Origin of the sequence: Actinoplanes sp. NPDC026619, from assembly GCF_040638295.1 — a bacterium.
In the GTDB taxonomy this organism is placed as follows: Bacteria; Actinomycetota; Actinomycetes; order Mycobacteriales; family Micromonosporaceae; genus Actinoplanes.
Genome location: NZ_JBEZYA010000019.1, coordinates 1 through 15574, shown reverse-complemented (window position 1 = coordinate 15574; position 15574 = coordinate 1). Strand labels below are relative to the sequence as shown.

The window sequence follows — 15574 nt, the reverse complement described above, 5'->3', positions numbered from 1 at the left end:
CAGGACGATGCCGGGATGGCAACGCTGCGCTCGGTCAACGTCGGTCTGCCCAAAGACGTGTCCTGGCAAGGACGAACCGTCCACACCGGCATCTGGAAGGCCCCGGTCGACGGGCCGGTGATGGCGCGGAAGCTCAACCTCGACGGCGACGGGCAGGGCGACCTCGGCGGTCACGGCGGCGAGATGCGCGCCGTCTTCGTGTACCAACTCGGCGCGTACGACCATTGGCGGAAGTTCCTCGGCCGCGACGACTTCACGTTCGGCCAGTTCGGCGAGAACTTCACCGTCGACGGGCTGGCCGACGACGAGGTGTGCGTCGGCGACCGCTACCGGATCGGCGAGGCACTGTTCGAGGTGACCCAGCCGCGGGTCACGTGTTACCGGGTCGGCATCCGGACAGCCGAGCCACGGATGCCGGCGCTGCTCGTGCAACACCACCGGCCCGGCTTCTACCTGCGGGTGCTGCAGGAGGGCGAGGTGCGCGCCGGCGACGAGATCGTCAAGGTCGCCGACGGCCCGGAAGCCATGACGATCGCCGAGGTGGACGGCCTGCTCTACCTCCCCGGCCACCCGCGCGACCGGATCGAGCGGGCGCTGCGCATTCCCGCGCTCAGCCCCGGCTGGCAGGGCTCGTTCCAGGCGATCCTCACCGCACCGGCCAACGGCAACGCCGGTCTCGTCGACGCCGCGCCACCGCCGGCCTGGCCCGGTTTCCGGCCGCTGCGGGTCACCGCGGTCGAGGCGGAGAGCACCACCATCACCTCGATCCGGCTGGCCGACCCGGACGGCGCCCCGGTGCCGGCCGCGCTTCCGGGACAATTTTTGACCGTACGGCTCCGGCCGGGTCTCGTCCGCAGTTATTCGCTGTCCGGGCAGCCCGGCGGCACCGGTTACCGGATCAGCGTCAAGCAGGAAGCACACGGCGAGGCCAGCGGATACCTGCACACCCACGTCCGGCCCGGCGACCTGATCGACACGGCCGCACCCCGCGGCTCGTTCGTCCTGCGCCCGGCGCCGACCCCGGTGCTGCTGGTCAGCGGCGGCGTCGGGGCGACCCCGGTGCTGGCCATGCTGCACGCCCTCGCAGCGGAGAAGTCCACCCGCGAGGTGTGGTGGCTGCAGGCCGCCCGCGACAGCGCCGAACGCCCGTTCGCCACCGAGGTGGCCGAGCTGCTCGCCGGCCTGCCGCACGCCCACTCCCACGTCTGGCTCAGCCGCCCCGCCCCGGCCGACAAGAACTACGACACCAACGGCCGCCTGACGGCAGATCTGCTGCGTACGCTCCAGTTGCCGCCCGACGCCGACGCGTACCTCTGCGGCCCCGCCCCGTTCCTCACCGGCGTCACAGCGGCACTGGTCGAGGCCGGCGTGCCGGCCGCCCGCATCCACACCGAGATCTTCGGCGCCCGCCCCGGCCTGACCCCCGGAATCGCCGCGACGCCGGCCCGCCCGCCGCACGCCCCGGCCGGCGAGCCCGGCACCGGCCCGGCTGTGTCCTTCGCCCGCAGCGACCTGACCGTCCCGTGGCCGGCCGACTGCGGCAGCCTCCTCGACCTGGCCGAGGCCTGCGACGTGCCGGCCCGCTGGTCCTGCCGGATAGGCGTCTGCCACAACTGCGAAACCGGCCTGCTCGCCGGCTCGGTAACCTACGACCCCGACCCGATCGACCAGCCCGCCCCCGGAAACGTCCTGATCTGCTCAACCAAACCCAGCGGCCCGGTGGTCCTGGACCTCTGATGGTCATTTCGTGTGACGGGTGGGCCGTTCGGGCGGTGGCGGGCGGTGATCTTTCTATGTTCGGGGGATGAGTCTTCTTCGGGCCTGTGCCGGTGTGGTTACCTCGCTGCTGGCGTTCGGCGGTGGGGCGGTCGCCGACGACGTGGCGCCGCGTGTGCCGGTGCCGGTGCTGGACTGGGCCGACTGCGGGGACGGGGTCTATCAGTGCGCGGCGGCACAGGTTCCGGTCGACTACCGGCGGCCCGGTGGGGCTCGGCTGACGCTGCAGCTGCGCCGGCATCCCGCGGCGAAGCCGGAGGCTCGGATCGGCACGCTGTTCCTCTACGCCGGCGGGCCGGGCAGCTCCGGGTGGGACTGGGTGCAGAGCTTTGCCACGTCGGTGGTTCCGGAGATCAGCGATCGGTTCGACATCGTCGGGTTCGATCCGCGTGGGGTGCACCGCAGTCAGCCGGTCAGCTGCCTGGATCAGCCGGATTATGCGGCGCAGTGGGGGCGGGCGGTGCCGCACTCGTTCGCCACCACCGTTCGGCTCGCGCGGGAGTGGGATGCCGCCTGCCAGGCGCATTCCGGTGGGCTGTTGCCGTATGTCGGCACCGCATTTCAGGCTCGCGATCTCGACCTGCTGCGGGCGGCCGTGGGCGACGACAAACTGACGTATTTCGGCGGGTCCTACGCCACCTACGTCGGCACTGTCTATGCCGCGATGTTCCCGCAACGTACCCGGGCAATGGTTTTGGATTCCGGTTATGACCCGCGGAAATACGCCGACGACCCATACGCGTACGACTACGGGCAGTACCGTGCGACCGAGTCGGCGACGCACCGTTTCCTGGAATGGTGTGCCGCCCACACCGATCAGTGCGCGTTCGGGACGGGCGATCCGGTGGCGAAACTGCGGGCCGTGCTGGATTCGCTCGACGCCCGCCCGCTGCGCGACGCCGCCGGGAACGTCACGGTCAACGGCGCGACGATGCTGGCCGAACTGACGGCCCGGCTCAACAGTGGCACCCGGCGGTGGACCGCGCTGGGAACGGACCTGCATCTCGCGGAGTCCCGCACCGGGCCGCTGATGTACGCGATCGCCCCGTCCGACGCCACTTTCAACGCGGTCAACGTCGCGGTCGAATGCGCCGACCGCCTCTTCCCGGCCAGCCGCACCGAACTGCAGGCCCGGCTGGCCAAGGTCGCGGCCGACTTCCCGCTCACCGCGCCGGGAATGGTTTACGGGCCGCCGGCCTACGACCAGACGCACGCGCCGGCCTGTCTGCAATGGCCGGCCGCGCAACTCAGCCGTTATGCCGGTTCGTATGCGGCGCACGGGTCGGCGCCCATTCTCGTCTCCGGGAACACCGGCGATCCGGATACTCCGTACGCCGATTCGGTCGCCCTTTCGCACACCCTGGAGAACGGCCATCTGATCACCTGGCAGGGCGAGGGGCACACGGCCCGGCGTAAGAGCGCCTGCATCGAGAATTACATGTACGAATACCTGCTGCGGCTCACGCTTCCACCGGCCGGGACCGTCTGCCGGGACGCGCCGATCCCGGGCTGACGATGCGGCGTACGGTCCGAATATGAAGATCGTCGTGTTGGATGACTATCAGCGGGTCGCGCGGGCGTACGGGCCGTTCGACTCGCTGCCGGACGCCGAGGTGGAGGTGCTGCACGAGCACCTCGCCGATCCGGTCGCCGCGCTGCGTGGCGCCGAGGTCGTGGTGGCGATGCGGGAGCGAACGCCGTTCCCGGCCGAGATCTTCGACCAACTGCCCGACCTGCGGCTGCTGGTCACGACCGGGATGGCCAATGCGTCCATCGACCTGGCAGCGGCCGCGGCGCACGGCGTCACGGTCAGCGGCACCGGCATGAGCGGTTCCGCGCTGAGCTCGAACACCACCGAGCTGACCTGGGCGCTCATCCTCGCCGTGCAGCGGCACGTGGTGGCCGAGGACCGGGCGCTGCGCGACGGCCGCTGGCAGACCACGATCGGCACCGACCTGAACGGCAGCACGCTGGGCGTACTCGGTCTGGGGCGGCTCGGCACGCAGGTGGCGCGGATCGGCCGGGCCTTCGACATGCGGGTGATCGCCTGGAGCCAGAACCTCACGCCGGAGCGGGCGGCCGAGGCCGGCGCGACCCTGGTGAGCAGGGCCGAGCTGTTCGCCACCAGCGACGTCCTGACGGTCCACCTCAAGCTCAGCGCCCGCACGACCGGCCTGGTGGGCGCGGCCGACCTCGCCACCATGAAGCCCTCCGCCATCCTGGTCAACACGTCGCGCGGCCCGATCGTCGACCGCGGCGCACTGGCCACGGCGCTGACCACCGGCAAGATCGCCGGCGCCGGCCTGGACGTGTACGACGTCGAGCCGCTCCCGCCGGGCGACCCACTGCGCGGCGCCCCCAACACGGTGCTGCTGCCCCACCTCGGCTACGTAACCGACCGCACCTATCGCGTCATGTACGAACAGGTCGTCGAGTCGATCACCGCGTGGCGCTCCGGAACACCACTGCGCGTACTGACCTGATACGCCGAGCGTATTAACAACATTCCATCGTGGAATGCTCCACGTGATCGTCCGAATTTGGCATAACAAAAGGCGGTTCCCAGCAGATCGGCGAGGCATTGCCGAGTGGCATCGCTCTACTGTGTAGCGGTGATGCCCGAAAATCCGATTGATATGTACGACAGCCATATTCGTGCTCGCATGATCGACTTCTTCACACTCGGCGGGCAGCTATGGACGCGCCGACTGTGGGACGTGGGCTCGTTGCTCGCGCTGGAGGAACTGCTGGAGGCGTGCACCTGGGCCCGGCATCGCGTGCTGTCCGTCGGCGCGGTCGACTGGCAGCGCTACGAATTGTTGAAGGTCATCGGCCCCGACCTCGGCCTTGGCGACCGCGACTTGCGCGCCGAGCTCACCGCGCTGCTGAAGAATCCGCTGTCCGATCCCAGCCCCGCTCACCGCCGGCTCCGCGAGGTGGTCGAGCACGCCCGCGGTGGCTACCTGACTCGCTGGGCAGCCGCGGCCGCCCGGCCACCGGAGCAGCGCCCGCGCCCGGAACGGATCGCCCGCGTCGTCGCGGCACATCTGCTCGATCTCGGCTACGACGTGAGCCACCTGGCGGGATGGATGGGAGAGCTGGCCCGGCGGAGGGCGACCGCTGAGGACGTCCTCCAGGCTGCGGTCACGCTCGATGCGGCCGCACCGTCGGAGTTCACCGTGCTCGCCGTGCTGGATAGTGCGCCCGATCTGAAGCAGGCTCAGAAACATGAAGTATGGGTCTCTGGCCGGGAAGTCGTGGACTGGCTGCGGCAGCGGGGGCATCCCACCAGCGGCGTCCGCGCCGCCGGCGGGTTTGTCTATCGGGTTGTCGCGCGAGATCCGTTCGGCGCAGCGAGCCAGGCACGCGAGTTCGTCGAGCGCATGGTGGCGCGATCGTCTTTCATACGAAGCGACGGGGGCGTGATCAGGCCCGCCTCACAGCTGTGGGTTGATCAACACGCGGAACCGATTCCGTTCGCCACCCCGGCCAGGGGCGCTGACCTGCGAAATCTGGTGAACGGCGGGCGCCTCTACCAGGTCGAGGGGCCGCGCACGGTAATCGACGATGCCCTGGAGCTGGCCGCGCCGGTCAACCACGGTGCTCTCGGTCCCGCGGTGGCCGGGGCGTGGGCCGCGGTCGAATCGCTGCTGTCACATCCGGACGATCCCAGCGAGGAGGAACGCTCCGGCAAGGCTGTCGCGGCCGACCGGCTGGCCGCCATCATCGCCTGCTCGTGGCCTCGCGCGGAACTGACCACTCTCGCCTACCGGTATCGATCTGATACCTCTGACTCACTCGCCGATGCGCTGGCAACCTGCACGAGCAGCCGAGAACGAGCGTTCGTAATGGTGGAGGCTCTGACGGCGGGCAACGGGCCAGAAATGGCCGACTGCTTCCGGGGAAACTCGGACATTGCGGCGGTGCACCGAATGCGACGAGTCGTCGCCAACCCCACGGGCGAACTTGCTACTGCCGTCGCCGTCTTCCGGATCGCGATGAGGCGTCTGTACCGGACCCGCAACATCGTTCTTCACGGTGGCTCCACCCAGGGAGTGGCTCTGAAGGCCGCGCTGCGCATCGCGGCGCCCTTGGTGGGCGCCGGGCTCAACCGGATCACTTACGGCACACTCGCCGAAGGCCTTGCACCGCTCAACCTCGCCGCCCGGGCTGAGGTCGGATTGAAACTGGTCGGAGGTGAGACCGGCCTGACCGTGGCCGATCTCCTCGAACCCCGCCGACAGCGGCCGGAAAATCTCGGGAAAAGCAAAGGCCCCAGCCAAATGGCGAGGGCCTTTGCGATCTGAGCCGAACTATACACGGAGTCCGGGGCCCGAGCCAATTGCAGAAGCGCCGAGTCAGCGGGCTGCGGAGCGGGTCACCGACGGGGCCACGCCGTAGACGTCGGCGTAGGCCGCGGCGAAGCGGCCCAGGTGTGTGAAGCCCCAGCGGTGGGCGGCCTCGGCCACGGTGGCGCCCTCGCCGCGTTCGAGCTGGTCGTGGACCCGGTGGAGGCGGACCCGGCGCAGGTAGGCCAGTGGCGACATGCCCAGGTGCTCCCGGAAGCCCTGCTGCAGCGAGCACACGCTCACGCCGGACAGCGCGGCCAGCGACGCGACCGTGTAAGGGCGCTCCGGCTCGGACCGGATGGCGTCGATGGCGACCCGGACGTGGCGGGGCCGGGCCGGGCGGACCGGGCGGCGGAGCAGTTCGCGGTAGGGGTTGTCGGCGGCGTACAGCAAGGTGGTGATCATTGCTTCGGACAGGGGTCTGGTGATCAGCGGGCTGTGCAGGGCGCTGCGCAGGTCGTCGAAGACGTCGGTGAAGACCCGGAACAGGCGCAGCCAGGCCGGCTCGCCCCCGGTCGGCAGCGACGGGCGGAAGTCGACCGGGCCCGGGATGTATTGGTCGATCAGGCCTTCCAGCTGCCGTTCCAGGTCGTCGCGGCGGATCTGCAGGTAGGTCATGTCGGTGTGGGGCAGGACGTGGTTGCGCCGGGGCGCGCGGACCGGGCCGTAGATGCCGGCCACCTCGGGAGTGATCCGCCACCGGCCCGGCGCCTCGTCGACGTGCAGGCTGCCTCGGTGGACGGTGGCCACCGCGTACACCTCGGTGCTGGTTGTCGTGAGGGTCAGGTCGGCCGGGATCTGCGAGCGGGCGACACGGATCCGGCCGACCGACCGGTCGTCCAGGTGCAGGCCGGGCGCGGCGAAGGCCGGCGACGAGGCGGACAGTTTGACGTGAGCGTGTTTGGCATACCACTCGATGATCTCGTCGAGGTCGGCCGACACCCAGGCGGCCGGCGCACTGTGTTCCATCCACACCCTGTCTTACGCTCGGTAGCCATCACACTACGACAGCGCACCGCGCGGGCATCAGGTCATTCGGCCCTGTTCAAGCGCAGCCATTCGGCCAACGCCGCCAGGGCGGGGGCCGCCAGGCCGTGCCCGACCGGGTCGCGGCGGGCTGTCGTGACCGCGCCGGACTCGTCCGACAGATAGGTCCACGTGCGATCGAGCAGCTGGCGTGGGATGACGGTGTCGTGCTCGCCCTCGGCCACGAACACCGGCAGCCCGGACAGCCGGCCGGCCTCGACCGGGACGCCCGCGTCGAACGGCAGGGTGCCGTAGAGGATCGCGGCGCCGGCGTAGCGGGACGGGTCGTCGAGCACGAGGCCGCCGGCGAAGGCCGCGCCGCCGCTGAAGCCGACCAGGATCACCGGGCGGTCGACGGAGTCGAGCCACTTCCGGAACCAGTCCATCGTCTCGCGCAGCGACGAGGCGACCGGCCGGCCGATGCCGCGGTTGGCGAACCAGGCGAACCCGCCGCCCTCGGCGATCGGGGCGCGGACCGCGGCGTACGCCAAATCGGCCGGGAGATGATCGGCCAGGGTGAGAATCTCGCGTTCGTGGGAGCCGCGGCCGTGCAGCAGGACCACCAGAGGCGCCGCCGGGTCGTCGCTGCCGGCGGCAGCGACGACCGGAGAAGCGAAGCTCACTGAGCGACCGCGAAGCCGCCGGTCCAGCTGACCTTCTCGCCGGCGGCCAGGGTGATCTGCAGGAAGCCGATCGACTCCAGCTCGCGGGCCCGGTTGAGGCCGCCCGCGTCGACCGCCCGCAGGCCGGCCGCACCGACCACGCCGGCGAGCAGCGCCTTGGCGTCCGCGTCGTCGCCGGCGATCAGCACCGTGGTGGGCGCGCCGCCGACGGAGCCGGCAACCAGCGTGCCCGCGAAGTTGGTGTTGAACGCCTTGAGCACGGTCGAGCCGGGCAGGGCGGCGGCGATCTCGGCGGCGGCCGAGCCGTCGGCCGGGACGGTGAGGCCGTCGAAGGTCTCGAAGTTGAGCGGGTTGGTGATGTCGACGACGACCTTGCCGGCGAGCTGCGCGCCGCGCTCGGCGATGACCTCGGCCACCTTCGGGTACGGCACGGCGAGCACCACGATGTCGCCGGTCACCGCGGTGCCGCCGTCGGCGCTGCCGACCAGCTCGACGGTGTGGCCACCCTTGGCGACCAGCCCGGAGATCGCCTGTCCCATGTTTCCGCTGCCGATGATGCTGATGTGCGCCATGTCGGTCTCCTCGAATAGCCGAGCAATTGGTTGTAGCTACAACCTACTCGACAATGGTTGTAGAAACAACTAACCTGTGAGCGTGGACACGCGATGGCTCACCCCGGAGCAGCTGGCCGCCTGGGTGCGGCTCACCGCCGTGCTCGAGCTCCTGCCGGCGGCGCTCGACAGTCAGTTGCGGCGCGACGCCCAGCTGACCCACTTCGACTACTACGTGCTCGCGATGCTCTCCGAGGCACCGGAGCGCACCCTGCGGATGACCGCGCTGGCCGAGCGCACCACCGCCACCCTGGCCCGACTGTCGCACGTGGTGGCGCGCCTGGAGCAGCGCGGGCTGCTGGAGCGCTTCCCGTGCCCTGCGGACCGCCGCGCCACCAACGCCCGGCTGACCGCCGACGGCTGGGCGAAAGTGCAGGCGACGGCGCCGGGGCACGTCGAGACAGTCCGGGAGTACGTGGTGGACGCGCTCACCCCGGAGCAGGTCACCCAGCTCGGCGAGATCACCGAGGCGATGCTCCGGCGACTCGATCCGGACGGCTTGTATCGGAGATACGACCCGGACTCACGTTGATATGAGTCAATTGTGTTGTTGATCTGCGTCGATGGCTGCGCCAGTCTGACCGGGTGACACACTTCAGACGTACGCTCATCGCCGGGGCCTCGGTCCTGGTCGTGGGATTGATTCCGGCCGGCGCGGGTCCGGCGAAGGCCGCTCCCCCTGCGACCCGCCCGGGAGCGACCGCTGCTCCGGACAACTACGACGCGCGCCGCGACCCGGCCGTGGCCGGCTCTCGGAAGACCAAGGCGGCCGGGGCCGACAGCCTGCGCGACTCGCTCGGTCAGCAGGGCATCGTCGACATCGACTCGTTCACCGGCACGCCTCGGCAGGTGGCCAAGCTCGACGGCTTCCTGACCGGGCCGTCCCGCAAGCCGGCCGTGCAGGTCGCCCGCGACTACCTCAAGGCGCACGCCGACCTGTTCGGCGTCGACCCGGCGACGCTGAAGCTGGGCCGCGACTACAAGGACATCGAGGGCACCCACCACCTGAGCTTCCTGCAGCAGGTCGGTGACGTGCCGGTGTTCGGCAACGGCATCCGGGCCGACGTGGCCCGCGACGGCTCGCTGATCCAGATGACCGGCTCGCCGGTGCGTCAGGTCCCGGCCTCGCTCGCCGGCGCCCGGCTGACCGGCGCGCAGGCCCTCGACACCGCCCGCAAGGACGCGCGCGAGACCCGGCCGACCACCAGCGACAACGCGAAGCTGGTCGCCTTCCCGACCGGCGGCGGCCTGCGCCTGGGCTACCAGACGCTCACCATGCAGGCCGGTTACCTGCACGTCGTCGACGCGCAGAACGGCCGCATCCTCTACCGGCAGAGCCTGACCGATCACGACGCCGGGCCGGACGCCCTGGTGTGGGACAACTATCCGGGTGCGCCCGCCGGGGGCAAGCAGAAGCGGGTCTCGCTGGGCAAGTGGATCTCGCCGAACGCGACGACGCTGACCGGCAACTCCGCGCACGTGTTCTCCGACCTGAACGACAACGACGCCGCCGACGCGGGCGAAGAGGTCGGGCCGAGCTCGCCGGGGCGCTTCGCCTATCCGTTGAAGCAGTTCACCGGCCCGCTGTGCTCGGCGCAGTTCCAGTGCACGTGGGACCCGGCGGTGGCCTATTCGTGGGACGCGAACCGGGCGATGGACGCCACCCAGCTGCTCTACTTCACCTCGGTCTTCCACGACCACCTGCTGGCCGCGCCGATCGGGTTCACCCGGGCCGCCGGCAACTTCGAGACCCGCGACGGCGATCAGGTCGAGGTCAACGACCTGGACGGGGCGAACACCGACAACGGCTTCCCGGACGGCAACCACGTCGACAACGCCAACATGGCCACGCCGCCGGACGGCACCCCGCCGACCATGCAGATGTACCTGCAGCCGGCCGCGAACACGACGCCGGAGGAGGACCCGTGGGTGCCGTCCGACGTCGGCAACGAGGCGTCCTCGGTCTACCACGAGTACACCCATGGTCTGTCCAACCGGCTGGTCGTCGACGCGACCGGGGTGTCCACCCTCAACGGCCCGCAGTCCGGGGCGATGGGCGAGGCGTGGAGCGACTGGTACGCCTACGACTACCTGCAGAAGGAGGGCCTGGAGAAGGACACCCGGGCGCCCGGGGAGCTGGTGGTCTTCGAGTACTCGACGGCCGGGGCGAACACCATCCGCACCGAGCCGCTGGACTGCCCGGTCGGCGCTTCCGCCACCGTGTGCCCCGGCACCGCGACGGCGGGCTCGGGCGGTTACACCTACGGCGACTTCGGCAAGATCTCCCGCCGCGGCGCCGAGGTGCACGCCGACGGTGAGATCTGGGCGCAGACGCTGTGGGACCTGCGCGCCAAGCTCGGCGTCAAGCTCACCGAGTCGCTGGTGACCCGGGCGATGGAGCTGTCCCCCGCCGACCCCTCCTACCTCGACATGCGCAACGCCATCCTGATCGCCGATCGCGTGGTGGCCGGCGCCAAGCACAACAAGGACATCTGGAAGGTCTTCGCGACCCGCGGCATGGGCTTCTTCGCGGCCACCGTGGACGGCTCGGACACCGAGCCGATCGAGGACTTCTCGACGCCGCCCGCGCCCGGCTCGGCCCGGAGCTCGATCACCGGCACCGTCATCGATCAGAGCACCGGACTGCCGGCCGCCGGGGTCGCGGTCACCTTCGGCGGGCACAGCTCCGGCTTCGCCGGCTCCTACGCCACGGTCACCGACGGCGCCGGGCACTACCAGATCAAAAACATCTTCGTGGGTACGTATCCCAAGGTCGCGGCCAGCGGCTCCGGGTACGAACGACAGGTCAAGACGGTCACCGTGACCAGGACGCCGGGCACGGTCGACTGGTCGGTCCGCCGTGACTGGGCCGCGTCGGCGGGCGGCGCCCAGCTGGCCGGCTTCAACGGCGACGACTACAGCGGCTTCGGCTGCGGGCCGGGCCAGACGATCGACATGTCGCAGGGCACCGGCTGGAGCTCCGACGCAGTGCTCACCGGCGGCACGGCGATCGAGCCCCGCTTCGTCACCATCCAGCTGCCGAAAGCGGTCGCCGTCACGTCGATCGAGGTCAACCCGACCGGCAACTGCGGTGACGACGCGAGCTCGTCGACCGGCGACTACCGGGTGGAGACGTCACCGGACGGCGCCGCCTGGACGGTCGCCGCGACCGGCCACTTCGGCCCGGCCGACCGGGACCGGATGAACGCGGTCCCGCTGTCCGCCGGCACCACCGGGGTGCGGTTCGTCCGCTACACGATGCTCGGCACGCAGGTCGCCGACGAGGGCGGCACCTGCCCCGGCGAGTTCACCGGCTGCTCGTACGTCGACACCGTGGAGGTGGGCGTCTACGGCGCGGCCTGATCGGGAGCGTGGGTGATCCGCTCTTCGCGGATCGCCCACGCCAGGCCGTCGAGAAGTCGCTGGAGGCCGAAGTCCAGCAGCATGTCCAGGCCGAAGTCGCTGCCGGAAGCGGCGAAACGGGCCATCATCGGGAGCCTGCCGGTGGCCAGGACGGCATCGAATCGCCTCTGCTGGGTGGCGAACCAGTCGTGGTCGGTCATCCCGGTCTCCTGCTCGGCCTGGGCTTCCTCCTCCAGGCCGACGGCCGTTCCGCGGACGTAGTTGGCGACCGTCACCGCGGCCCGGAACTGCAGTTCCGGAGCGAGGCCGAGATTGTCCAGGGCCTGCATCGCCCACTCGGTGTGCGCCATGGCGTTCGGGGCCAGCAGCGGCCGGGTGAAGGAGACCGCCTGGGCGAGCCAGGTGTGCCGCCTATACATCGACCACTGCAGGCGGGCGAGGGCCTCGACGCAGGCCCGCCAGCCGTCCCGCTCCGGCGACAGCGCCGGCGGCGGGTTGGCCCCCATCACCTCGTCCATCATCAGCAGCAGCAGCTCATCCTTGTCCTCGACGTGCCGGTAGAGCGACATCGTCGGCAGGCCCAGCTCGGCGGCCAGCCGACGCATGGACAGGCCGGCCAGTCCTTCGGCGTCGGCGACAGCGATGGCGGCGCGCACCACGCGGTCGCGGCCGGGCGCGCTCCGCGGTGGCGCGGAACGGTGCGTCACCACGGTGCCGATGCCCGGGGTCGACTGCACCAGGCCGCGCAGGCGCAGCTCGGTGATGACCTTGGTGGCGGTCGCCATCGCCACCCCGTAGTGCTCGACGATCTGGCGGGTCGACATCACCCGCGCGCCCGGCGCGAGCTCGCCGGAGGTGATCCGCTCCGCGATCTCCCCGGCGATGCGGCGAAAGACCGGCTCGTCCACAACACCCCCTAGTGCACTAGTGCACCGCAGTCTAGTGCACTGTGGAATAGTAGTGCTAGCACTACTTACTCGCCGTGTAGTGCACTTGTACGCTGTACCAATGACTGACGCGGTTCGATTGGAGTCCCTCCACAAGACCTACGACGGCGGCGTCACCGCGCTGGGCGGCGTCACCGCCACCTTCGCCGCCGGCAGCTTCACCGCGGTGATGGGGCCGTCCGGCTCCGGCAAGAGCACCCTGCTGCAGTGCGCGGCCGGGCTCGACCGGCCCACCTCCGGCCGCGTGTTCATCGACGGCACCGAGCTCACCGCGGTCAAGGACACCCCGATGACGAAGTTCCGGCGCCGCCGGGTCGGCTTCGTCTTCCAGGACTACAACCTGCTGCCGGCCCTGACCGTCGAGCAGAACGTGCTGCTGCCGCTGCGGCTGGCCGGCCTCCGGGCCGATCGGGCGCGCTGCCGCTCCGTCCTCGGTCAGCTCGGCCTCGGCGAGCGGTTGCATGACCGGCCGGAGAAGCTGTCCGGCGGGCAGCGGCAGCGGGTCGCGATCGGCCGGGCCCTGGTCACCGAGCCCGCCGTGATCTTCGCCGACGAGCCGACCGGCGCCCTCGACCTGCGCTCCGCCCGCGAGGTGCTGACGCTGTTGCGGGCGGTGGTGCACGAGCACGGCCGGACGGTCGTGATGGTCACCCATGATCCGACTGCCGCGGCGTACGCCGACTCGGTCCTCTTCCTGGCCGACGGCTGCCTGGCCGGCGCGCTCAGCGCGCCCACCGCCGACGCCGTCGCCGAACGCCTGGCCCACCTCGGGGAGGTGGCGGCATGATCGCCGTCGCCCTGCGCAACCTGCGGCACCGCCCCGGCGGTTTCGTCGCCACCTTCCTCACCGCCCTGCTGGGCGCGGCGCTGCTGATGGCGTTCGCGTCGCTGATCGACACCGCGGCCGGCGCGGACCCCGGGAGCGCCGACTCACTGTCCACCACGGCCGGCGTCGGCGGCGGCTGGTGCCTGGTCATCGTGGCGTTCGCCGTCACGTCCACCATGAGCCTGTCCGTCCGGCAGCGCGCCGAGCAGGTGCAACTGCTGCGCCGCATCGGCGCGACCGGCCCGCAGCTACGCCGCATGATCGTCGGAGAGGCCGCGGTCGTCGCCCTGGTCGCCTCGGCGGCGGCGGTGCCGGTCGGGCTGGCCCTCGGTCGCGTCCTGGTGGATCTCATGCGCAACACCGGGCAGGTCGCGGAGCCGGTGCCGGCCGCCTTCGGGGCGGTCGCGCTCGGCATCGGGTTCGGCGTCACGCTGCTCGGCTCGATCGTCGCCGGCGTCGCCACCGCCCGGCGCACCGCGGCGCCCCCGGGCGGCAAGCCCGAGCGGCCACGGGCCCGGCGGATCGGCGCGGTGATCTTCCTGCTCGCCGCCACCAGCTGCGCCACACTGACCGCGACGCTGATGGACGGCAAGGGCATCGACGCGATGCAGACGGCCGGGCAGGCCGGCATCTGGGCCTCGCTCGGGCTGGCCCTGCTCGCGCCGGAGCTGCTGCGGCTGGTCACGGCGGTGCTGGGCGGCCCGGTCCGCACGCTCGGCCGGGCCGCCGGCGAACTCGCGGTCGCCGGGGTTCGCGCGCGCACCCGGCAGCTGGCCGGCGCGGTCATGCCGGTGCTGCTGTTCACCGGCATCGCGACCGGCACCATCTACATGCAGTTCATCGAGAACAAGGCGGCGGCCGGGCAGATCGAGCCGGACTACGCCCAGGACGTCAAGACGCTCAACTTCGTGGTGATCGGCATGATCACGCTGTTCGTCGCGGTCATGCTCGTCAACACACTCGTCGCAGCCACCGCGGCCCGGCGCCGCGAGTTCGCCCAGCACCGCCTGGCCGGCGCCACCCGCGGGCAGCTGACCGCGATGGTCGCGCTCGAGGGCCTGCTCGTCACGATCACCGGGGCGCTCGGCGGGACGCTGGCCTCGCTCTTCACGGTCGTCCCGTTCGGCTCGGCCCGGGCGGATCGCCTCTGGCCACAGGCAACCCCGCTTGCGTACGCCGTGATCGTCGCGATCGCGGTGGCCCTGACGGCGGCGGCAACGGTGGGCGCCACCCGGCGTCAGATCCGCGGTCCGGCCGCCCTCGCGGCCCGCGGAGTCTAGATCATCAACGGCGGGCGCGTGCGCGATTCCAACAATTCGATCTTATCCGACAAGTTGCCTCCTCCGCCCGGCTACCGGACCAGAGGCGTTGGTCAGCTCCACTCGGGACGTTCGGCTCTGTCAACTCGTAGGCTTTCGCGGAAAGAATGGCTTTAGTTCCGGATGTCGGTTATGCGCCCTTCGAGCGGGTATGACCACGGCTGGCGGCTTGCCGGCTGGCAGAACCCGACATCCGGAACCTCCAGCCCTTCAGCGGCGGATCCGGAGCTCGGAGCGCGCGCCTGCCTCGGTTGCCCCGGACCTGCCTGTCAATGTGAAGGATTTCAAAGCCTGTCGGCGGCCGGGAAGGCGTCGGGGCCGGGCCCGCCCGTAGCGGGCGCGCGGAGGGTGAGCTGCACCTACCGGGACCGGCCGGCACGGGAGTGGGGCACCACGTACGCAAAAAAGAGCGTGAGCGAAACGCGCGACGCCGCGGCAGACCTTCAGCCCCACGGACCTACCGGCGGCTCTCGGGTCACGGTCGGGGCGGGCGAGCCAGGCCGTTTCCCCGCACGGGCCACGGCAACCGCGACCTCGCCGGACCGGCCCCACCACGCGATCAGCGAGCCTCGCCGGGCGGCAGGAGAGGCCGCTTTCCTGCATGTAGGGCCTTCGGTGCACCCGGGAGGGGCCACTTTTCTTGACTCGGCTTTTAAGGTCGGTTGGGGTTTTGTCCCTCGACGGAGGGATGGGTGTGAGACGGCCACCTGGTCACTCTGAGAGTAAGACGACTA

Annotated in this window: 12 protein-coding genes; 8 read left to right on the top strand and 4 right to left on the bottom strand. The window is 70.8% G+C overall.

Annotated elements, in window-relative coordinates:
- The first annotated feature begins 15 nt into the window (after positions 1–15).
- From AB0E90_RS33970 to AB0E90_RS33955, 4 genes are all read left to right on the top strand, one after another.
- Complete coding sequence (locus AB0E90_RS33970; protein ID WP_360415142.1) at positions 16–1737, top strand: MOSC and FAD-binding oxidoreductase domain-containing protein; 1722 nt, start codon at positions 16–18, stop codon at positions 1735–1737.
- A gap of 67 nt (positions 1738–1804) precedes the next feature.
- On the top strand, positions 1805–3289 hold the full coding sequence (locus tag AB0E90_RS33965) for an alpha/beta fold hydrolase (RefSeq protein WP_360415140.1): 1485 nt from the start codon (positions 1805–1807) through the stop codon (positions 3287–3289).
- A gap of 22 nt (positions 3290–3311) precedes the next feature.
- Positions 3312–4259 carry a D-2-hydroxyacid dehydrogenase family protein gene (locus AB0E90_RS33960; protein ID WP_360415138.1) on the top strand — a complete coding sequence of 316 codons (948 nt, stop codon included), beginning with the start codon at positions 3312–3314 and terminating at the stop codon, positions 4257–4259.
- 105 nt (positions 4260–4364) lie between these two features.
- Complete coding sequence (locus tag AB0E90_RS33955; RefSeq protein WP_360415136.1) at positions 4365–6083, top strand: integrase; 1719 nt, start codon at positions 4365–4367, stop codon at positions 6081–6083.
- A gap of 51 nt (positions 6084–6134) precedes the next feature.
- Here the strand turns inward: AB0E90_RS33955 and AB0E90_RS33950 are convergent, their stop codons facing one another.
- From AB0E90_RS33950 to AB0E90_RS33940, 3 genes are all read right to left on the bottom strand, one after another.
- Positions 6135–7094: a helix-turn-helix transcriptional regulator gene (locus AB0E90_RS33950; protein WP_360415134.1), complete on the bottom strand. Its 960-nt coding sequence runs from the start codon at positions 7092–7094 to the stop codon at positions 6135–6137.
- Between the two features lie 62 nt (positions 7095–7156).
- The gene (locus tag AB0E90_RS33945) at positions 7157–7774 is read right to left on the bottom strand and encodes a hypothetical protein (RefSeq protein ID WP_360415132.1); all 618 of its coding nucleotides are present in this window, start codon (positions 7772–7774) and stop codon (positions 7157–7159) included.
- Positions 7771–8346 carry an NADPH-dependent F420 reductase gene (locus AB0E90_RS33940; RefSeq protein WP_360415130.1) on the bottom strand — a complete coding sequence of 192 codons (576 nt, stop codon included), beginning with the start codon at positions 8344–8346 and terminating at the stop codon, positions 7771–7773. Before AB0E90_RS33940 ends, AB0E90_RS33945 begins: the two co-directional genes overlap by 4 nt.
- An 82-nt stretch (positions 8347–8428) precedes the next feature.
- Here AB0E90_RS33940 and AB0E90_RS33935 point away from each other — a divergent pair, with 82 nt between their 5' ends.
- Together AB0E90_RS33935 and AB0E90_RS33930 are read left to right on the top strand one after the other, a co-directional pair.
- Entirely contained in the window at positions 8429–8917 is a 489-nt protein-coding gene (locus AB0E90_RS33935) for a MarR family transcriptional regulator (protein WP_360415128.1), read from the top strand.
- Positions 8918–8970: 53 nt separating this feature from the next.
- Positions 8971–11748: a M36 family metallopeptidase gene (locus AB0E90_RS33930; protein ID WP_360415126.1), complete on the top strand. Its 2778-nt coding sequence runs from the start codon at positions 8971–8973 to the stop codon at positions 11746–11748.
- On the opposite strand, the gene AB0E90_RS33925 is transcribed toward AB0E90_RS33930, so the two are convergent.
- The gene (locus AB0E90_RS33925) at positions 11733–12656 is read right to left on the bottom strand and encodes a TetR/AcrR family transcriptional regulator C-terminal domain-containing protein (protein ID WP_360415124.1); all 924 of its coding nucleotides are present in this window, start codon (positions 12654–12656) and stop codon (positions 11733–11735) included. The genes AB0E90_RS33930 and AB0E90_RS33925 overlap by 16 nt on opposite strands.
- Before the next feature lie 100 nt (positions 12657–12756).
- On the opposite strand from AB0E90_RS33925, the gene AB0E90_RS33920 reads away from it, so the two are divergent.
- Complete coding sequence (locus tag AB0E90_RS33920; RefSeq protein WP_360415122.1) at positions 12757–13482, top strand: ABC transporter ATP-binding protein; 726 nt, start codon at positions 12757–12759, stop codon at positions 13480–13482.
- On the top strand, positions 13479–14801 hold the full coding sequence (locus AB0E90_RS33915; protein WP_360415120.1) for an FtsX-like permease family protein: 1323 nt from the start codon (positions 13479–13481) through the stop codon (positions 14799–14801). Before AB0E90_RS33920 ends, AB0E90_RS33915 begins: the two co-directional genes overlap by 4 nt.
- Positions 14802–15574: the final 773 nt, after the last annotated feature.